The following is a 20,475-nucleotide window of genomic DNA, read 5'->3' as shown; positions in this document are numbered from 1 at the left end:
GTTTCTTTACCAGATTAAGAAAGAGCTACCTCTATGGAAAAAGGAATCTTATTGTTAATTTCTCTTTATATTCAGAGGAAATGTGATTAATTTTGGCGGCACTATAAAATATTTTGTGTAAATGGAAAATACGGGATTCAAAGTGAGTTCCGTATTTTTTTCATTGCTGTCCGCTAAAACATTTTCTAGTGTATAAAATTTAGGGCTGATACTTCGTGAGTGAATTATCAGCCCTTTTGGTTATCTTTGAGTTGCAAAACAAAAAAGTATAACCATGGGTATGGTAAGAATCGTCCTGATGTACTACATCAATATGGATACGTTCTTCGAACGACCTGACGAAGATTTGAAATTACTCCTAAAACAAACATCGGAAGAACCTTCGGAAGAAGAGAATTTGACATAAGGAGGTTTTTCCAAAAGCAGAAATACTTCCAACACGTAATAGTTAATGGGTTGGGAGTAGATAATTATGGTTTAGTGGATAGTAATAAATTTGAATAGGAATCCTAACATCTGTATTATGATTTATGTGATTAGCATGCAAAAATACGGATTATAGGTGAAGGCGGGAAAGAGATATCCCCTCGCTTCCGTCTGTCCTCCCTGAATGGGAGAGCTGATGAACACAAGGGGATTATCGGAAAAACAGTGTCGGTGTGAGCACTGTTGTGAACGCTTGGGGGAGCGTCCTGCGTGTTAAGCTAAACTCTGTTTCTTTATTCTTTATACACTTCGCGTATTGGGTCGTTGTACTGCACTTGAAGCTTCAGCAACTCTTCCTTCAGGTTGGCGGTGATGGTCTCTGTGCCCGGTTGTCCGTAGATGTTGTGCATCTCCGAAGGATCTTCTTTCAGGTCGTACAGTTCCCAACAATCAATGTCGTTGTAGAAGTGTATGAGTTTGTAGCGTTCGGTGCGCACACCGTAGTGGCGTCGTACGGCATGTTCGGCGGGATACTCGTAGAAATGGTAGTAGAGCGACTTGCGCCAGTCCGCCGACTGCTCGCCCCGGAGCAACGGCAAGAACGACACACCGTGCATGTCGGCCGGAACGGGCACACCCGCCAAATCGAGGATGGTAGGACCGTAGTCGATGTTCTGCACCATCTGTTCCACATCTCCCCGCTTTCCGCCCGGCAAGCGGACGAGCAACGGTGTGCGGAAAGATTCCTCGTACATGAACCGCTTGTCGAACCAGCCATGTTCGCCCATGTAGAAGCCTTGGTCGGAGGTGTAGACAATCATGGTGTTCTCCAGCAGGTTATGCTTCTCCAAATAGTCGAGTACACGGCCCACGTTACGGTCTACCGAATGAATCACGCGCAGGTAATCGCGCATGTATTGCTGGTATTTCCATTCGGCCAGCGCCTTGCCCGTCAGTTTGGCTTCCTTGAAACGGCGGATGACAGGGTCATAATGCTTGTCCCATGCAGCCTTCTGGGCAGGATTCATGGCGTTGTATATCCTGCGTCCGGCTTGCTCCAGCCCGGCGTTGCCGGTATGTATCTCATTTTCTTTGTCGGCCATCTTCAAATCATACACCAAGTCCATGTCCTCGATGATGCTCATCTCCTGCTTCGATGCGGGGATGCGTCCTTCGTACTTGTTGTAGAAGTTCTCCGGCAAGGGGTACGCCACGTCGTTATAGAGGTCGAGGTCGCAAGTGTCGGGCATCCAAGTGCGGTGGGGCGCTTTGTGGTGGATGAAGAGGCAGAAAGGCTTCTCCGGGTTGCGGATGCTGTCCATCCAGTTCAGGGCCACGTCGGTCACGATGTTGGTGGCATAGCCTTCGCGTTGCAGTTTCTCACCGTTGCGGATAAAGGTGGGATTGTAATAATCCCCTTGTCCGGTAAGTATATCCCAATGGTCGAATCCCGTGGGTTCGGATACAAGGTGCCATTTGCCTATCATGGCGGTCTGATAGCCGTTTTCGCGCAGCAGCTTGGGGAACGTCTGCTGGCTGCCGTCGAAAACGGTGGTGTTATCGGTAAATCCGTTGGTATGGCTGTGTTTGCCCGTCAGCATGCAGGCACGGCTCGGCCCGCTGAGCGAATTGGCCACGAAGCTGTTGGTGAAACGCACGCCTTCGCGGGCAATCCGGTCGATATTCGGAGTCTGCGTATAACGTTGGTCGTAGGCGCTGATGGTTTGGAACGAATGGTCGTCGCACATGATGTAGACGATGTTCATCGGCTTCTTCGCCTCGGCGGCCGGCTTCTTCGGTGTGCCGCAGGCGGCAAGCGAAGACAATGCAGCCGTCCCGGCAAGCGAGTAGATTAAGGTTGAGCTGTAATTCTTCATTTTAACTCGATATTTTATTTGCAAATAGACATATCCCGCTTACCATCCCGGATTCTGTTTCCACTGATTGGCGGTTCTGTTGAGCATCTCCTGATGGATGGGCAACAGATAGTCGCGGTCGGTATTGAACTTCCATCCGTCGGCATATCCGGCAGGATTGGTGGGGATGATGTAGCGCAAGGCATCGCCGGGCTTACCTGTCAGGAAGAGATTGTTCTTTGAAGGTTGGTCGTACACTAACTTGCCTCCGTATTGCGGATGGTTCTCTAAATTGCTGCCTGTATAGAGTGCGCCTTTGGGCCATTGGCCTACAATCAGCTCGTCGGCGGCTGCCCAGCGCAGGATGTCTTCCAGACGGCTGCCTTCGCAAGCCTTCTCGATGCGGCGCTCACGGCGCACGGCTTGGATGTATTTGTCGAGCTTGCGGAAGGGATAATCGTCCTCTTGGTTATACTCGCGGTCGAAGTCGACGGCAGGCATACCCACGCGGTCGCGCAAAGGTTGCAGTGCGTCGATGATTCGTTGTGCGTTTCCTGCACCATCCAGTTCGGCAAGGGCTTCGGCATAGTTCAGCAATACATCGGCATAGCGGAATTGGATGCCGGGAGTAGCGCCTTTAAACTCTGCGTCGAGGTTGCCGGTGTAGTCAATCTGCACATGTTTCAACAATGAATAGCCCGTCATGTTCTGGTTGTAGGAAGAAGAACCGATGAGCGGCGGAACCACGTAATAGGGTGCCGTGTCGTCCGGACGCAATTGCTGTCCGGGGGCACATACGGTCTGTACCAGACGCGGGTCGCGCAGGGTGGGTTGCAGTTCGTTGCCAAACACTTTCTTGGCCACGATGCGTGCTTCGCCGGTAAAAGGTTTTCCGTCGCGTGTCAGGTAATCGTCCACCAATGAGGCGGTGACACCTACTCCGCCTCCGCCTTGATTCAGATAACGGTTCACGTTGTTGCCTATCTTGTCGCCGTCGTACATCTTAAACCAAAGCACTTCGGGGTTTGAAGAAAGGTCGGCGGTCTGGAACATCCGGCGGTAGTCGTTCAACGGATTGCCGGTGGTATATATGCGCCATACGTTGCGGTCCATCACAGCTTTGGCTGCATCGGCGGCCTGAGTGAAGTAGCTGCGTATTTTTTCGTCCGTCACGGTGGGGTCGTAGAACTTGTCGTTCTTCGCTTTGTGATACTTCTCCCACGTACCCTCAAACAGAGCCACTTCGCTCTTCAGGGTGCGTGCCACGTCTTTGTGCACACGCATGGAAGCACTGTTGTTCTTTTCGTTCAACAGGGAGATGGCTTTGTCCAGATCGCTCAGGATATTGTCGGCTATCACCGTGCGGTTGTCACGGGGCAGTTTCATTTCCTCGATGTTGGGGTCGAGCGGTTTGTCAATCCATGTCAACTGTCCGTAGCTGACGAACAGGCGGTAGTAGTACCATGCGTGGAAATAATAGGCTTCGCCCACGCATTGATTGTAAGCAGCCGTTCCCTTCTCGGAGGTATTCTCCAGATTGTTGAGCAGGAAGTTCACGTTGCGGATTTGGGTATATGCTCCTAACTTGGAAGCATTGCTTAATGAAAGCTCTCCTGCCAATCGGGAGCTGACCGCACTGGATGCCATATTGTCGCTGTGAGTGTCGGAACCGGCAATGCCGCTTCCTCCACCGGCGGCAAAGTCTTGTGCACGAAGACCGCTTTCGTAAAATTGGTCCAAATAGTTTCTGATTTCTCCTGTGCTTGAGAAAGGAGTGGCTGTGGAAAGTACGCCTTCGGGCGTTTTGTCCAAGTCGTAGCAGCCGGCCAAACCGATTATTAGGGCTAAGCCCGGCAATATATTTCTTTTCTTCATGATCGTATAGAATTATAAGTTAACAACTAAACCGAAAGATACCACCTTGTTCATCGGATAGTTCTTTCCACCTTCGCCGGTATAACTATTGCTTGTGAATACAGCTTCGGGGTCGAACATGCCCATCAGCGGCGTAAAGGTCAGCAGATTCTCGCCGGAGAAAAATACCTGCACCTTCTGCATGCCGATTTTCTGTGTCCACCGTTGGGGAATATCGTAGCTCAAAGTGAGGTTTTTCAGGCGGCAATAGGCGGCGCTCTGTATGTAGCGGTCGCTCACGGTCTTTGTCTTTTGTTGGAACGGGCCTACCCCTCCGGCCGAATGGATATACGGTTTTGGGAAATAAGCATCCTTATTATCCTCGCGCCAATAGTCCATGTGTTCTTTGAAGACCGTTACTTGTGCATACGGGCCGCTCCCCCAGAAGTAGACACCGCCTCCGGCATTGTAGTCGCGCTTGCCTACGCCTTGGAACATGGCGCTCAGCGTAAGGCCTTTGTAGCTGATTGAGCCGTTGATGGTATATTGGTAGCGAGGAGTTGTGTTACCGATGATGGTCATATCTCCCATACCTCCTTCTAAGCTGTTTGTACCCCTGTCTATTTTATTGTCCCCGTTCAGGTCTCTGTATTTCACATCTCCCGGCGTCCACGGTTTACCGCTGATATATTTCAAGTCGTATTTCTGGTTATATTCGTCCGCTTCAGCTTGTGTTTGTATCAATCCGTCGGCACGGTAACCCCAGATTTCGCCTACTTTGCGTCCTTTATACCAGCTTCCTGCAGGGTCGCTTCCTTTGGGGTTGACGTATTCCGTTACTTCTGCCGTGGCGTCGGACAGCATACCGCCGATGCTGTAGTCGATGTCCTTGCCAATCTTGCCGCGATAGTTTAGGGTGAGTTCCCATCCCCGGTTACGCATGCGGGCATTGTTGGTTTTGGGTGCATCTGCTCCGAAGAAATCGGGAAAATCTTCGCCCGGTCCTAACATGTCTTTCGTGTCGCGTTGGAAGAGGTCGAACGAACCGGTCAGGGAGTTACCGAAGAACCCGAAGTCCAGACCAATGTTCTTGCTTTCTACCTTCTCCCATGTGGTAGCGGGGTTCACTACCAATGGCGCTTTGGTGTAAATGTGGCGTCCGTCGTTGAATATATAACCTCCCAAGCCGCCATTCAGTTCCATGGTGGCAGCAAACGTATAGAGAGCCGCACCGGCCTGATTGCCCAGCAAACCGTAAGAAGCACGCAATTTCAGGTTGCTCACTACATCGGTGAGTGATTCCATGAAGCGTTCCCGGTTGATGTTCCATCCCAACGAGGCCGAAGGGAAGAATCCCCAGCGGTGGTCCGGAGCAAAGCGGGATGAGCCGTCGTAGCGTCCGTTCACCTCTACCAAGTAGCGTCCGTCATAATCATAGTTGATGCGGCCGAAGAATCCTCGGGTGGCCCATCCGTTGCGGGTATCTACCACCACTTTGTCGCCCGTACCCATACCCACGTTCGGAGTGGCTGTGGAGTAAAGTCCCGTAATAGCGTTCTTCATGTAGCTGTAGCTGTTGTCTTCTTCCTGATAACCGCCCATCAGCGTAAAATTATGCTTATCGGCTAATGAGAAAAGGTAATTGGTATAGAGGTTGATTGTTTGATAACGTGTGCGTGCGTAGCTGCGGGTAAACTTGCCGTCGGGCGACATTCCCAATTCACTGCGTTGACCTTTCGAGGTGCTCACACCGTCGGCTGCGTAGATAAGTGGACTTACGTTGAGAGCCTCGTATTCCATGTTCATCTGTTTATATGTATAGTCGAAAAAGATAAACCAGTTCTTCAGAGGTTGTACTTCAAAACCGGTGGTCAGGCTCAGCCGATCGCGTGCGGTGGTGGTGTACGTACCGCTTTGTAGGTAAGGAATCATACTCAATTCGGTGAAATGACCGTTGGGATCGATTACCGACACCGTAGGTCGGAAACGTGCCAATGAATGGTAAAAACCTTCGCTGATACCACCGTCGCCGAATGGAGTATCGGTATCGGAGTGCATAAATTTGGTGTTTACTTTCAATTTCAGCCAGTCGGTGATCTGTGAATTGACGTTGGCGGTGAGGTTATAGCGGCTGAAATCCATCTTGGCATAGCGCAGGATGCCGTCTTCCGAGTAGTAACCGCCCGAAACGTAGTATTGTGCTTTTTTTCCGCCACCGCTCAGACTGACGTTGTGGTTTTGTTTGAAAGCCCAGTCTTTATAGTGCAGGTCGAAGTAATCTACATTGCCTACACCCAGTTCGGAGTTTTCGAAAGCCGGATTCATGTTGGAGTTGGCTGGTAATTCGGCCCAAGGGTTCACGCTGCTTGGGTCTTTAATGTATTGTTGCAGCAAAGCCATTTTTTCTTCGCTGTAAAGACGGGGAGAGCCGGCATTGGTACATCCGTCGTTCCAATATTTGGCAAAAGAGTAGGAGTCTACCATATCGGGCAACACGGTAGGCGCACTCCATCCCACTGTGCCTTGATAGTTGATGCGTGCTTTCCCGTCTTCGCCTTTCTTGGTTGTCACCAAGATAACGCCGTAAGCCGCTCGTGCCCCGTAGATAGCGGATGCTGCTGCGTCTTTCAATACCGAAATACTTTCGATGTCGTTCGGGTTCACGTCAGAGAGGTTCATTTCCACCCCATCTACTAATATATAAGGATTGGCTGTGTTGTCTAAGTTTCCTTGTCCGCGCAAGGTCAATGTTCCCGATGATCCCGGGCGACCGGTTCCTGAATTGCTTACCATCAAACCGGGTACCAATCCTTGCAGACTTTGTGTGGCATCGGCTACCGGACGGCGTTCCAACGCATCGCCCTTTACGGCCGAAACAGAACCCGTGAGGTTCACTTTCTTCTGTACACCGTAACCTACCACAACTACTTCATCCAGCATTTCGGTATCTTCTGCCAAAGCGATAGTTAAACGTGTTTTTCCATTCACAGCAATTCGTTGCGTGGTATATCCGATGTATGACACCACGATGGTTCCTCCGGAAGGAACGCCGGAGAGCGTAAACTCACCATCCGCATTGGTAATTGTACCGTTGGTAGTTCCTTCCACCAATACACTTGCGCCTATGATAGGCTTCTGATTGTTTTTGTCCGTTACGCTACCTGTTACAGATAAAGACTGCGACATGGCTGCCGGTGAAAGCAGAAGCATGATCGTTACAATCCATCCGAACAAGCATGAAACTGTTCTTCTTTTTTGCATACTCTTAGATTATTTTAAAAGTTAACTTGAGCAAAATGCTCGTTGCAAAAGTAAGGGATCGCAGGTGCGCTAAAGTCGTAAATCGTCTATATTAAGTCTGAATATATCTAAAAAAGCCGTTCAGGAGGGTTTCCTGAACGGCTTTCTATGATAAGTGAATAAAATAATATGAATAAACCGTCTGTTACAACCATCGGGGTGCACCGACTTTGTTTATCTTGACATTTTCGTTGGTTACAGTGAAGTCGCCTTTATCGGCATCTTTAAACTTCGGGTCGAGTGTCTTGCCTCCGTCTTTTGCCACAATTTGAGTAACGCCTTCAACTGTCAGTTCAATGGTGCCTGCATTTGCCGCATTATAATAGTTGTTGTTGCTAAATGTGGGGGCAGAGTTCGTTTGCGATTGTTTGGAAAAGTAACCTGCTGTATTCGCTACAATATTATTGGTGAATTTGATGCTATGCTTGAAAGTCGTTTTCACACCGTTTTCTTCTTTTTCCTCTAATGCGAATCTTACGTACATAATGCGTTTGCTTGCATTGTTCGATATGCCGACTAAGGTGTTGTTACTTACGTTAATCTTACTCATGACATCAGGAAACGCTTTGGCAGTATTGTCATAACGCACGAAGTCACGCTCTGCACAGCTGTTGTAAACGGTGTTGTTGATGAAGTTCAGTGCATTGTATGCCCCCTTACGGCTATCCATGAAGTCAGCTCCGTTGCATTTTACATCGTGTATGATACAATTGTCGAAAGTGATTGATTCTACCAAAGAGGCGGTATTGATGTAGAATAAACCTTTGTCGAAGTTCTTTATTTCGCAATTTTCTACATGCAGGGCTGTGTATGTTGCTTCTTTTTTGTAGTCGAACGCATGGTTTTTGCTACCGTCTCCGTCAAGGATAACGTTTCTCATTTCTACGCTACCCCCATTCAAATTAAAGTTACCTCCTTTAATGACGGGTCTGTTGTTGATTCGTTCGCCCACAATACGCACATCCTTGTCGACATCTATGCCGGTGAGTTCGTAAGTACCTGCACGAACTAAGATAAGGTTGAAGTCTGCTGTGGCTTCATTGATGGCATCTTGCAGAGACTTTCCGCCTTCCGATACTAAAATAGCCGTAGCCGGATCTATTAAGGTTGTGAAGGACTGTTCGCCGCAATTCTTGTCTCCATTGACTAAACGGGCTGTGTACTTGGTGTTTCCTTGCAGTTTGCCGACAGTCGCGGTGCAAGCCTTTAATTCTTCCGGTGTGAAGGTGTGCCGGATATCTCCGGGAGTAAGCACAATGCCGGTTACTTGTTTATTTGTTTTCCACGTAAATGTGGCGCTTGAGTAAGTCAAATCGTCTTCCGTCACTTTGCTTAGCAATTGTTCCGGGTCGGTTTTGAAGTACACTCCGTTCCATTTAGACTCCGGTCTGCCTTCACCATGAGCCTTGAATCTGGCAGAATATTTGGTATCGCCCACTAAGTCTTTAACATCATAAGGAATATCCTTATTTGTCAGGCCTGTGTAGGTGCGTACCGCTGTTCCGGCAAAAGTCAGACTATCATCTTGAAAGATTTCGATGTCATAGCTTGTTGCACCTTCTATCGGAGTCCAGCTTAAACGGACATTGATGTTATTGTTTACTTTTGCCTCTAACCCGAAGGGAGCAAAGAAGCGCGCATATTCAACACCGGTCAACTCGTCGTCTTGTTTGCTGCAAGCCGTGGTCAGGGCAGCCAAAGCCAACCCCAACCCGATTGTATATTTAGAAAACTTCTTCATAATCTTATCTGTTGTATGTATCTCTCATTAATTAGTCATTAGAAAGCATGCCGTTGCTGTTATCGATAAATGTTTGCCAAATTGGCCAAAACTGGCTCTCATCAGGATTCTTCTGATAAAGACTGTTGATTAGTTCATCGGTCAGTTTTTCGGTATTGATCCATGTGACGCTTTCATAACCTGCGGGTGCATTGCCTGTTTCGCCGTGGTTCAAACCGTAGAAGAGCAGTGTTTCTTCGTCTTTGTCTATCTTATAGTACAGTTTTTCGGGAAGGTCGGCGTATGCTCCTTCGCGACGTGCCAGTTGCTTCATCTTCTCTTTTGCCTCGTCCATCTTGGTTTTCAGAAGATTCCAACGGATAAGATCGGCTTTTCTGAGAGATTCTCCGGCAAACTCAAAACCACGTTGCTCTACGATGGCGTTGAAGAACGCTTCTTTGTTTGCGGTGGCTTTTGTCATATATGCCGATACTTTGGCTGCTGGCAATGCGCGCTCCAGTATCGGTTTCAAGTAAGGAGCTGCGGCAGCAGGCGATTCCAACTCGTTGATAACTTCTGCTGCCATCAGATATACATCGGCCAGACGCATGTACTGCCAGTTGACGCCGTCGTCGTTGGTAGAAGTTACAATGCGGTTCATCCATTCATAACGGAGCTTCCCGAAGCACCAGCTTTTCAGGCTACGCACCTCTTGTTTGGCTTTTCCATTTACCAAATTGGACGACCACTCGTAAGGAACACAGGTAATGTCACGGCGCATATCCTCTACATCATAGTCATAGAAAAGATAAGGCAGGGGGCCGTTTATGCCGCCTTGTGCTTGCTCCGTATATTGGTCTTTTGCCTTGTGCTTCACGCCGAAGGTATAAAGTACACGACCGCGGCCGGCAGAAAAAGGAACTTCCCAAAGGGATTCACCGCCTGCGGTGGTGTTGTCTTGGCAAAGTTTCTTAAAGTTATCTATAAAGTTCCCCAGCACACAGCCACTGTTATTAATGATATCTATACACTCTTCTTTTGCAATGGCGTACATCTTGTCAACCGTCAGTTCCGGACTATTGCTGCGGCGTATTCCGTCTGCGCGTTGACTGTATCCTGCGGCATAAAGAGCGGTACGTGCGCGCAACCCTTTGACGAATGCTTTGTTGATGCGTTCCGTGCTTTTGGTGACAGTAGAACCGTTCGGCCAAGACACCATGTCCGAAGCTTCTTTCAAGTCGTTGAGCAGACGTATATAAATGGAGTCTCTGTCCATTCTTGGCAGGTAAACCGTTTCCGAAGAATTAGGCTCGAAGCGGCCGGGAACATCTCCCCAACCTTTTACCAAGTCGAGGTAGAGTACGGCTCTCAAGGTGATAGCCTCGCCTAATAGTTGACTGAAATCCGGGTTCGTGAGGTCGGCATAGGTGCGCAAGCCTCGTATGCATAGGTTGGCACGTTCGATGCCTTCATAGAATTTTGCCCAAGCATTGTTGTCGGTATTCATTTGTGAGTTGGTAGGACGCGTTGCGTATGTACATAACTCGTACTTCCCGTCATCGGCAATCTTTGCAGGGTCTATGTTGTTTATCCATTCAAGGTCGGTGTTTATACCGTAATAAGGGAGGAAACGGCCTCGATAGGAGTTGGTTTCTCCAAAGGATTGATGAATGCCCATCACGGCGCCTTCAGCCAAGTCTCTTACGGAAAACAGGTTGGGCTCTTCCATTGCAGAAACGGAGGGAGCTTCCAAGTCGCAAGAGGTCATTGCGCCTGCCAGCGACAACATTAAAAGGGATTTATATATTATATTTTTCATTTCTTTAATTGTTTTGCTTGGTTAGAAGTTCAAGTTAAGACCTACTACAAACTGACGGCTCTTTGGATAAGCGGAGTAGTCAACACCCGGAGTTAAGTTGGTTCTGCGGATGGTAGATACTTCCGGGTCATATCCTGAGTAGTTCGTAAGACAGAATACGTTGTAAGCCGTTACATAGAGACGTAAGTTCTGTATGTGCGCTTTAGAGAGCAAGCTCTTGGGCAACGTATATCCTAAGGTCAGCGTATTCAGACGCAGGAAAGAAGCGTCTTCTACGGCCCAGTCGCTGAAAATCATTTTTTCGCTATTGACATAGGGCGACCACATAGTGGTGTTGGCATTCATTGCAGCTAATTGGGCGGGATCATTACAGATGGTTCCGTCTGCATTCAGGTTGTTCCAGCGTTTGCCGGCAGCCATTTCGCCAATCATATTGCGGTATTGGTATTTTCCGGGATTGGTGAATTCCATTTTGTTGGCGTTGTAGACATCGTTTCCGTAACTCCAGTTAAAGTTTGCGCTCAGGTCGAAACCGTAGGCACGAGCGTTGATGCTGAAGCCACCTGTATGTACCGGATTGGCATCACCAATGATTTCACGGTCGGCCAATGTTACTTTATTGTCCGCACTGCCGTCAACATTGGCCAGTTTCATGGTACCCGGACGCAACTTACCGAGAACGGCTGTCCCATCCACTACACCGTCTTTCAGCTTCCATGATTTGGTAGTTTCGTCATAGCCTGTGAAATCGCTTACTTCGTAACGGCCTGCCGAGCGATAGCCGTACATCCGTCCTACGGAACTTCCTTTGGCAATCCAGAAGTCGTAACCAATTTCGGAAGATGCCCAATAGGTTTCTTCACCGAAGTCGTTCATGATGCCGAGATCCTTGATTTCATTCTTGTTGAATCCTATATTCGCGCTGAAGCTCAAACCGAAGTTCTTTTTATCGAGAATGGTCCAGTTGATGCTGGCCTCAATACCTTTATTCTGTGTTTTACCCATGTTACGGTATTGATAGTCGTAGCCGGTTCCTGCAACCGGAAACTGAATCAACAAATCCTTTGTCGTGTTCAGGTATACTTCGACAGTACCGTTCAGTTTGCCGCCCAATACGGTGAAATCCATACCCACATTGCGGGTGATTGTGGTTTCCCACTTCAAATCCGAGTTAGGCATTATCTTGGATGCAGACCAATAACTGTCAAATCCGTTGATCCAACTGGTTGCGGATGACTTATAGTTTAAGTTCATCTGGCCGGGAGGAATGTTATTGTTGCCGGCCGTACCGTAGCTGACACGCAGTTTCAGGTCGTCCAACCAGTTTTTTGCGCTTTCCATAAAAGGTTCGGAAGAAACACGCCATGCAACGGCGGCAGACGGGAAGTACCCCCATTGATTGCCGGATGAGAATTTAGAAGAACCGTCGGCACGGAATGTGGCACTCAGCAGATATTTGCTTTCAAAGTCGTAGTTGACACGACCGAAGTAAGACAACAGCTTCTCGTCGGGATTGATGTAGTTGTCAATAGTAAAAGGTTTGCCTTGCGAGGAATACTTCCATGCGTCGGATGCTGTGAACGATTCGGGAAATCCATGAATGACATTGATCTGAACCGTTGATTTACTGATGACCCACTCGTGTCCTATCATGGCATTCAGGTGATGACTGTCGCCCTTAAACAGTTTTGAGAAGTCGTAGCTGACGGTATTCGTACTGCGGAACTTATGACGATTGGTATTGGCGAGTTGAGCTGCCGGTTTTTTCTGATTGTCTTTGGAAGGCACATTCTTTATATAATAGGTGGTCAATCCCCAAAAGCGCTGATCGTTGTTGCGATAATCATCGTATCCGACTTCGGCCTTGATTTTGAAGTTCTTGAAGATTTCCCATCCGAAACCGCCTGCAATATTCAATGTTTTGCGTTCCTGCATTCGATCGTTGTCTGAGATGGAAGTCAGAGGGTGATACAGGTTCCCCAAGTCATCGTCGGCACTACCAGAAGAAGAATCTAAATTGGCAAGGGGTATCGGAGTATAGATGACGGAGTATTTCAGGCGTTTGTCCGAATCGTAAGTAGAGCTGACATCATTTGCACCGCCGCCGTTGATGTCAGTGTCTGAATAACGTGCCTGAAAGTCTAATGTCACATTCTTGGCGGGTTTGGTGTTCAGTTTTAGGCTGAAGTTATCACGTTTATATGATGAGCCTTCCATAATGGCTTTATCATTCATGTGATTGTAGCTGAAAGCATATTTTATTTTGTCGCTACCTCCGTTGATGTTCAGGCTATGATTGAAAGTATGACCGGTGCGGCCGAAAGTCAGATTTTGCCAATCATTGGTTGCAATATTGTCATATAAATCCAAATCAGTGTATGAGCCGAAGAACTTTTCGTAACCTGCAACATAACTGCTGCCTTTCAATTGGGCCAGCTCGTATTGCCAAGTCGCATAATCGGCGGCACTAAGCACGTCCAATGTCTTGGCAATCTTTTTCCATGAATAGTAGGTGTTGTAATTTACTGAGATTTTGCCTTCTTTACCGGATTTTGTCGTCACCAAGATTACGCCGTTTGCACCGCGCGAACCATAGATGGCGGTAGAAGAGGCATCTTTCAATACAGTCATATCTTCAATATCCGTAGCCGGAATGTCGGATATTGATTCTACGGGAAAACCGTCGACGATAAACAAAGGCTCGTTACTTTGGGAGATAGAACCGCCTCCACGCACACGAATCTTTAATTCCGCATCGGGAGAACCTTCGGTTGTGGTGATTTGTACACCGGCCATTTTCCCGGTCAATGCTTCTGTTGCCGAAGCTACCGGAACGGCTGCTAAAGTTTCGGAGTTAACGGTAGCCACAGATCCGGTCAGGTCTTTGCGCTTTACCGCACCATAACCGATGACAACAACCTCTTCCAGAGCTTGTGCATCATCCGACAAAACCACATTGAGTGTTTTCTGCCCTTTGACGGCAACTTCTTGTGTGGTCATACCCACGTAAGAAAATACCAATGTGGCATTAGCGGGAACGGTTAGGCTGAAATTACCGTCTATGTCGGTAATCGTGCCATTGCCGCTATTCCCTTTCTGAACTACGGATGCGCCGATTACGGTTTCTCCGGTTTTGTCTGTCACAGTACCTTTTACGGTTACATTTTGCGCTGATATGCCGAGTGATATCGTGGCTACTAATATAAATAGTAGCGCATTGCGCATGTTCTTCATTTTGTTAGACATCCTTTGCATGTTTATAATTTAAAAAAGTTTCCATCTTTTGCTATGTGTTCGCACACACTGTTAAATCATTGATGCAAATGTATAGAGATGTAAAACCTCGGATGTGTAAATTCTGTTTTTAGGTTGGTACTTTTTGTTATCTATGGCATGCCGATATGTTAATGCTCTGCTCGATAGTGTCATGGCAGAAGCTTATTGCATTCCGGTTGCCGGTATGTATCGGTTGCCGGCAATAGTCTCGATATCATACATTATTTCTGTCGGCAGAAAAAGTTTGCGATGTCCGCAGAAAAAGTTCTCTTTGTCGGCAGAAAAAGTTTGCGAATACGGGAAGTATTCTCTATCCCAAACCTCGGGATATGTATTCCAAGCCTTGGAATATGTATCCCAAGCCCTGAAATATATATTCCAAGGCTTGGAATAGAGTTTTTCTGCGGACATCGCAAAGTTTTTCCGCGGATATCGAATAGCTTTGAAAGGAACGTCTTCTTGCAAAAGAAAAGGAAGTGACCTGCTGTTTTCAGGTCAACGAGACATGGCTATTGTGAAGATTTCGCCTGCTTCGTTCACAATGTATTCGGGACGGAAAGCCTCCAGTTCCGTGCGTGGTCTGAATCCCCACGTCACTCCGCATGCGGTTATTCCTGCATTGGCGGCCGTCTGCATATCCACTCCCGAGTCTCCTACATAAAGGACATCTTCTTTGTCCGTCCGGGCTATTGCAAGAATATCATGCACGATGGTCGGATCGGGCTTTACGTTGATGCCTTCGCGCTGCCCGAATACGGCAGCAAAGCGGATGCCGGGGAAGTAATGGGCAATCAGCTTTTCCGTGGCAGCCTGATATTTGTTGGATGCTACGGCCGGTTGCAATCCTGCCTCCTGCAATTGCAGCAGAAGTTCGGGTATGCCGGGATAAGGACGGCTTTTATCGGCATTATGTATGTCGTAATAAGGGATGAATTCTTTGCGTACGCGCAGTACGTTTTCTTCGTTCTTTTCTCCTTCCGGCAGGGCGCGCTCAAACAGTTTGTCGATTCCGTTGCCCACCATGAAGTTATAGGCTGTTTCCGGATGTATGGGGTAGCCAAGTGCCTGCAAGGCGTGGTTGGTGCTCTGTGCCAGGTCGGCGATGGTGTTCAGCAGAGTGCCGTCCAAATCGAATATTATCAGCTTTTTCATTCGTTTTCTTTTTTTTCGATGGCAAAGATAGCATTTTTATGGAGATGGAAAAAGGGAATTTGAGCGAGGCAGATGACGGAACGGGACAGGTTTCAGCGTGTGTCTTTTATGCCGCACCCGACGTGTGCGTTTTTCATTTGGTGATTCTGAACCAGTCTACATCTGCCCAACCGCCGTCGTTGGCTATGATGGCGGGACGGGTGCAGAACATGCCGATTTTCGTTCCGATCCATTTTCCCTCTTTGGCCTGAAAAGGTTTTCCAAGCTTATGATATTCCTTGCCGTTCAGGCTGTAGCCGAAGTTGCACATTACCACCAAGTCGTGTCCGCCTTCACTCTCGGTTATTTTCTTTCCCTTGCAACCGAATTCAACACGCAGATAAACGGTGTTTTCCTTCAGCTTTGTTGTTCCGTTCACTTCTTCGTGACTGCCTTTGTCTGCTTTCAGGCAGGATACTTGCGAAAGCATCAGACCGTGACCGGTGTTTTCCAGAATCAGCCCGGCATAATCCAATCCCATGACAACCAATCCTGTACGTTCGCCTTTGTATTTCTCCGAAGGCTTGAACGTAAGTTTCATGGTGGTGGTGAAATTGTCCGAAGGAGTTTTTTGCAATAGCAGGTTGGCAACATCCCATAGGTTCTTGTATTCGTCGACTACCGGGTATGAGTAGAGGCGCACCAGGCTTTGGTCGCCGGCATAATAAGCCCATTTCTCGTTGATGTTGGCCTGCCATTGCCATTGCGGAGAGAGGGTGTAACCGTCGAATTCATCGCTCTCTTGCGGGTTGCAGATTGGATAAACCTTGCCTACATTGGGCTTATTGTAGGTCGATACGGGTTCTCCGCATCCGTCACCGTCTTTATCGATGCCGATAACAGGCCAACCATCTATCCATTTCATGGGTTGCAGATGCACCGGACGTCCGTAGGCACCCACGTCCTGGAAGTGCAGGAACCAATCTTCTCCGGCAGGAGTATCTACCCATGCACCCTGATGGGGACCATTGACAGATGTGTTCCCTTGCTCCAATACCTTTCGCCATTCGTATGGCCCATATATATGCTTGGAACGTTGCACAACCTGCCATCCCGTAGGAACTCCGCCTGCTGGATGGAAGATATAATAGTATCCGCCTCGTTTGTAAAGCTTCGGACCTTCGCAGGTCTGATGTTCCTCATGACCGTCGAAGACAATGCGCGACTGTGTGACGGCCTTGGTGGCATCGGCATTCAACTCGCAGATGGCGATGACGCTTTTCAGTTGTGCACGGCTTCCTGCATAGGCGTGCACCATGTATACTTTGCCGTCCTCGTCCCAAAAGGGGCAGGCATCGATAATGCCTTTTCCGGGCTTCACCGGTATGGGGTCTGTCCACGGTCCTTTCGGGTCTTTGGCTTTCACCATGAAAACCCCTTGATCGGGGTCTCCCCAAAAAATGTAGAATTCATTGTTATGATGGCGGATGGCCGGTGCCCATATGCGGTTGCCGTGTTGTGGGCGTTCGGGCGTTTCAATCGGAGGGAGTGCATAGGGTATGGCAGCACCGATAATGCTCCAGTTCACCAAATCTTTGGAGTGTAATATTTGTAATCCCGGCAGGCAGTTGAAACTGGAAGAGGTCATGTAGAAGTCATCTCCTACCCGGCAGGCATCCGGATCGGAATAGTCCGCGTATAAAACAGGGTTTTTATACTTTCCGTTTCCCAAGTCCGGACACCAGACTTCCGAGACGTGATTCTGTCGTTGTGCCTCCAGCGGTAAAGCAAGTAATAAGCCAAGGGCTAAATACAGGTTTCTTGTTTTCATGGTTAAAAAGATTTCAAAGCTTGATATTTAATTATTGTCGCGGTTGAAGGTGGCGCTCTGATTAGTGGTTACTTCTCCTCTTTGCGAGGCAGTGGAATGAGGGGAGAAATACTTACGGGGTGCTCCAGCGCTTCTTTCCACTCTTGCATATAGGCGAACCATGCTTCCGGGGTGGGATAGCCGAAGGTCTCTTTGCAGGAGGCAAACATGGTGTAATGGTGGAAGCGGTTGCTGCCGGGGGCTGAAAGCGTATAGAGGAAGTTTTCCTTGTCAGTCACTTCCTCGCGGATGTATTTTTGTGGAACATAGGTAGCAATGCCTATCGTCTCTTTGGCGTATTTCGCCGTGTCGGTCATGGGCCAGTATCTTCCCCAACTTCCAATCAGCCCCTTATGGTCGGAATAAGAGAGGGTTTCGCCGCCCATGATGTTCTGAACGCCGGTACAGAAAGTCTCTTCTTCCAGAGGTTGGTCGAAGAAAGTCTCCACGAGCAAGTCCCGGTGTCCTGCATAGAGAATGTAGCGGTTGGTCATTGTCAGCTCTTTGCCTTGATATTGCCAGTCTTTCACCTCCACGTCGGTAATGGTGCGTACCGGACCGTATGCAAGGATACGTTCCGTGCGGAAGGTTACCGGCTCGATGTGGGTGGCCTTAGTGCCGTCCCAACCTTTCAGCGTGCCGATGCCGCAACTGCTTCCTACCATCAGCACATCGTTGCCGAAACCGTGCGCAAGCTGCTCGTCGGTAGGGTAAAACCGGCTCTCTTCGAGTTCCAATCCTTTCTTGAATTTACCGTACGGGTCTACTGTCTGTTTCGGGTTGAAGTAGATACGATAGGCTGCCAATTCGGACTCGAACATCGGCCCGTGCCCATACAGCATGTTATAGAAGTCAGTCGTTCCGGGTGCTGTGACTGATTGTACCGGTGCATGCTTCTGCTTCCCTGCATCGCGCACCAGCATGGTGGCAAATACGCGTGCAGGATAAACCTTGGCGGTTTTATCGGCCGAGAATGTCACGGAAAGTACTTTCCTTCCATTGGCGGGCATGTCGATGACGAAGGCCAGCTCGTCGGCTTTCGAGTCACCGTTCAGGTCGTCCAATTGCGACGGTATTTCCACATCTCCATCTTTTACTACGGCCGACTGTATACGAAACCTGCTTTTCAGTTCGGACAGTTTGATGACTATGGGAGCATCCGTTTGGGCTTTGTCCCAAGAATTGACCACTTCTATGGAGTATGTGGCGGTTTGCGGGGCAGTCTGTGCATACATATAGCTGCTGCACAACAGCCAGACAAAGATGATGAGTGAAGCAGTTTTCATTTAAAAGCTCAATCTGATTCCTTTGGCATCGATATTCTTGTAGCTTTTACCATTAACTATCAAGGCTTTTGCGCTTTTCACCTCCAGCGTTTCCCCGTTTGTCTCGATGCGGATATTCTCGAAGATTATTCCTTCTGCCTGACTGACAACTACTCCTTCCTTAGCTTCGCTGATAGTGACATTCTTCACAGTGACATTCTTGATAGGCATTTCCGGCAGTCCGTTGAAAAACATGGCACGCCCCGCCCCTTTGCAGATGATATTGGAAATATGAATGTCACGGAAAGCGGGTGTCTCCACTGTCACGGGCGGAACGCTTGCCCGCATGCGTCCGGCCAGCTCCTCCTCCGTTTCCTCGCCGGCACCTTTGCCGCCATAGAACAAGTCGAACAGCAACGGTTCGTGAGGAATATCAATCATGTGAATGTTATTGATATAAATTCCTTCCACCACACCGCCCCTACCACGGGTACTCTTGAATCGAAGCCCTACATCCGTTCCGAGGAAAGTACAATCGGACACATAGATATTCTTCACCCCGCCGGACATCTCGCTGCCCACCACGAAACCGCCATGCCCGTGCAGCACTGTGTTGTTTTTTACGATTACGTTTTGGCAAGGCTCTCCGCGTTTGCGTCCGTCCTCATCTTTTCCCGATTTAATGCAAATGGCATCGTCGCCGGCATCAAAAATATTGTTGATGATAAGGGCGTTTTTACACGATTCCAGGTCCAGCGCATCACCGTTTTGCGAGTACCACGGATTGAACGCCTTCACTTTATTGATGGTGATGTGTTCGCACGACAGCGGGTGCAGGCACCAGCTGGGAGAGTTTTTGAATGTTACTCCTTCTAACAGCACCTTTCTGCTCTTGACGATATTCAGTAGCACCGGACGCAGCCACGGGCGTATCTCGTTCCATTCCTCATCGGTTTCGATGCCTTCGGGATTGTTGAAGTCCTTGCAAGCCAATGCGCCTTTCAATGAGCCGGCAGTGGGATACCATATCGATTTGTCTACCACGCCGCCCGATTTTACCAGCGCATTCCATTGGGAAACCGTGAGCTTGCTTTGCTTCACAGGGCGCCAACTGTCGCCCGAACCGTCGAATACACCATGACCGGTGATAGCTATGTTTTCAGCATTCCATGCCGAGATGGGCGATTGGCAACGGCGTGTTTCCAGCCCTTCGAAAGAGGTCTTTATGATGGGATAAGCATCGAAGTCGTCTGTAAATACCACCAATGCATTCTTTTCCGTGTAAAGGTTTACATTACTCAACAGTTCGATAGGACCGGTCAGCCACAGCCCTTCGGGAATGATAACCCTTCCTCCTCCGTGCATGTTTACCTCTTTTATGGCATCGTTGATTGCTTTCGTGTTGAGGGTAATGCCATCGCTTTTTGCGCCGAATTGCAGGATATTTACCGAATAATCCGGAAATACGGGTTGTTCCACTTTAGGCATATCGAATGGCAGATTCTCATAGATAGCTTCGTCTATATGATTTCCGCATTGTGCCGATGCGATGTTCTGTGCAGGCTGCAACGGGAGCGATAAGGCAGTAATCACTAACCATTTTTTGATAAGTGTGTTCATTCGCGATACTATATTATTTAATTATAAATTTACCGAGATTGCGGGAGGCGTAACCGAAGAGGGGTTTTATCATTTCTCCGCAAGCGGCCCTCACGGGTGGCCTGCGGAAGAAATAATAAGTTGATTCATGTTAACCTAATTCTAACCTTAAATAAATATTATGAAAAAACCTCTTTAATTACCGGTTGCAAATGTATCGGGCTTCGGCGGAAACGATGTGCACTATTTGTTGGTTTTGGTGTATTTTTTGTCGTTTGCCTCTTTCTTTTGCACACTTTTGAGGTTTTTATGCAGAAATATGCGGAAACTTCCTATCTTTGCAACCGAATTTTTAGTAA

12 protein-coding genes are annotated in these 20,475 nt (G+C 48.4%); 1 reads left to right on the top strand and 11 read right to left on the bottom strand.

Annotated elements, in window-relative coordinates; translation table 11 throughout:
• Positions 1-274: 274 nt before the first annotated feature.
• On the top strand, positions 275-406 hold the full coding sequence (locus C3V43_RS15035) for a hypothetical protein (protein ID WP_262494716.1): 132 nt from the start codon (positions 275-277) through the stop codon (positions 404-406).
• Between the two features lie 313 nt (positions 407-719).
• On the opposite strand, the gene C3V43_RS06725 is transcribed toward C3V43_RS15035, so the two are convergent.
• The 11 genes from C3V43_RS06725 to C3V43_RS06675 form a co-directional block, all read right to left on the bottom strand.
• Positions 720-2,303, bottom strand: coding sequence for a sulfatase family protein (locus C3V43_RS06725; RefSeq protein WP_106069141.1), 1,584 nt, complete (start codon positions 2,301-2,303; stop codon positions 720-722).
• A gap of 39 nt (positions 2,304-2,342) precedes the next feature.
• Positions 2,343-4,157 carry a RagB/SusD family nutrient uptake outer membrane protein gene (locus C3V43_RS06720; RefSeq protein ID WP_106069140.1) on the bottom strand — a complete coding sequence of 605 codons (1,815 nt, stop codon included), beginning with the start codon at positions 4,155-4,157 and terminating at the stop codon, positions 2,343-2,345.
• Positions 4,158-4,169: 12 nt separating this feature from the next.
• Positions 4,170-7,322 carry a SusC/RagA family TonB-linked outer membrane protein gene (locus C3V43_RS06715; protein WP_394336168.1) on the bottom strand — a complete coding sequence of 1,051 codons (3,153 nt, stop codon included), beginning with the start codon at positions 7,320-7,322 and terminating at the stop codon, positions 4,170-4,172.
• Positions 7,323-7,581: 259 nt separating this feature from the next.
• On the bottom strand, positions 7,582-9,177 hold the full coding sequence (locus C3V43_RS06710) for a DUF4957 domain-containing protein (protein ID WP_106069138.1): 1,596 nt from the start codon (positions 9,175-9,177) through the stop codon (positions 7,582-7,584).
• Between the two features lie 31 nt (positions 9,178-9,208).
• Positions 9,209-10,975 (bottom strand): RagB/SusD family nutrient uptake outer membrane protein, encoded by a 1,767-nt coding sequence (locus tag C3V43_RS06705; protein ID WP_106069137.1) that lies wholly within the window; start codon positions 10,973-10,975, stop codon positions 9,209-9,211.
• Between the two features lie 21 nt (positions 10,976-10,996).
• Positions 10,997-14,221: a SusC/RagA family TonB-linked outer membrane protein gene (locus tag C3V43_RS06700; RefSeq protein ID WP_164996220.1), complete on the bottom strand. Its 3,225-nt coding sequence runs from the start codon at positions 14,219-14,221 to the stop codon at positions 10,997-10,999.
• A 192-nt stretch (positions 14,222-14,413) separates the two neighbouring features.
• Positions 14,414-14,662, bottom strand: coding sequence for a hypothetical protein (locus C3V43_RS06695; protein ID WP_129588735.1), 249 nt, complete (start codon positions 14,660-14,662; stop codon positions 14,414-14,416).
• A gap of 84 nt (positions 14,663-14,746) precedes the next feature.
• The gene (locus C3V43_RS06690; protein WP_106069134.1) at positions 14,747-15,403 is read right to left on the bottom strand and encodes an HAD family hydrolase; all 657 of its coding nucleotides are present in this window, start codon (positions 15,401-15,403) and stop codon (positions 14,747-14,749) included.
• Positions 15,404-15,536: 133 nt separating this feature from the next.
• Entirely contained in the window at positions 15,537-17,213 is a 1,677-nt protein-coding gene (locus C3V43_RS06685; protein ID WP_106069133.1) for a glycoside hydrolase family 43 protein, read from the bottom strand.
• Between the two features lie 68 nt (positions 17,214-17,281).
• Positions 17,282-18,538, bottom strand: coding sequence for a DUF4861 domain-containing protein (locus tag C3V43_RS06680; RefSeq protein WP_106069132.1), 1,257 nt, complete (start codon positions 18,536-18,538; stop codon positions 17,282-17,284).
• The gene (locus C3V43_RS06675; protein WP_106069131.1) at positions 18,539-20,137 is read right to left on the bottom strand and encodes a glycoside hydrolase family 28 protein; all 1,599 of its coding nucleotides are present in this window, start codon (positions 20,135-20,137) and stop codon (positions 18,539-18,541) included.
• Positions 20,138-20,475: the final 338 nt, after the last annotated feature.

This window comes from Prevotella heparinolytica, from assembly GCF_002998535.1.
GTDB lineage: Bacteria > Bacteroidota > Bacteroidia > Bacteroidales > Bacteroidaceae > Bacteroides > Bacteroides heparinolyticus.
This window is presented reverse-complemented; position numbering and strand designations above follow the sequence as displayed.

Bases quoted from the DNA above. Each gene is read 5' to 3' on its own strand.
- C3V43_RS06685 (WP_106069133.1), bottom strand. From the start codon at position 17,213: ATGAAAACAAGAAACCTGTATTTAGCCCTTGGCTTATTACTTGCTTTA.
- C3V43_RS06725 (WP_106069141.1), bottom strand. From the start codon at position 2,303: ATGAAGAATTACAGCTCAACCTTAATCTACTCGCTTGCCGGGACGGCT.
- C3V43_RS06715 (WP_394336168.1), bottom strand. From the start codon at position 7,322: ATGTCGCAGTCTTTATCTGTAACAGGTAGCGTAACGGACAAAAACAAT.
- C3V43_RS06720 (WP_106069140.1), bottom strand. From the start codon at position 4,157: ATGAAGAAAAGAAATATATTGCCGGGCTTAGCCCTAATAATCGGTTTG.
- C3V43_RS06710 (WP_106069138.1), bottom strand. From the start codon at position 9,177: ATGAAGAAGTTTTCTAAATATACAATCGGGTTGGGGTTGGCTTTGGCT.
- C3V43_RS06695 (WP_129588735.1), bottom strand. From the start codon at position 14,662: ATGTCCGCAGAAAAACTCTATTCCAAGCCTTGGAATATATATTTCAGG.
- C3V43_RS06680 (WP_106069132.1), bottom strand. From the start codon at position 18,538: ATGAAAACTGCTTCACTCATCATCTTTGTCTGGCTGTTGTGCAGCAGC.
- C3V43_RS15035 (WP_262494716.1), top strand. From the start codon at position 275: ATGGGTATGGTAAGAATCGTCCTGATGTACTACATCAATATGGATACG.
- C3V43_RS06675 (WP_106069131.1), bottom strand. From the start codon at position 20,137: ATGAACACACTTATCAAAAAATGGTTAGTGATTACTGCCTTATCGCTC.
- C3V43_RS06705 (WP_106069137.1), bottom strand. From the start codon at position 10,975: ATGAAAAATATAATATATAAATCCCTTTTAATGTTGTCGCTGGCAGGC.
- C3V43_RS06690 (WP_106069134.1), bottom strand. From the start codon at position 15,403: ATGAAAAAGCTGATAATATTCGATTTGGACGGCACTCTGCTGAACACC.
- C3V43_RS06700 (WP_164996220.1), bottom strand. From the start codon at position 14,221: ATGTCTAACAAAATGAAGAACATGCGCAATGCGCTACTATTTATATTA.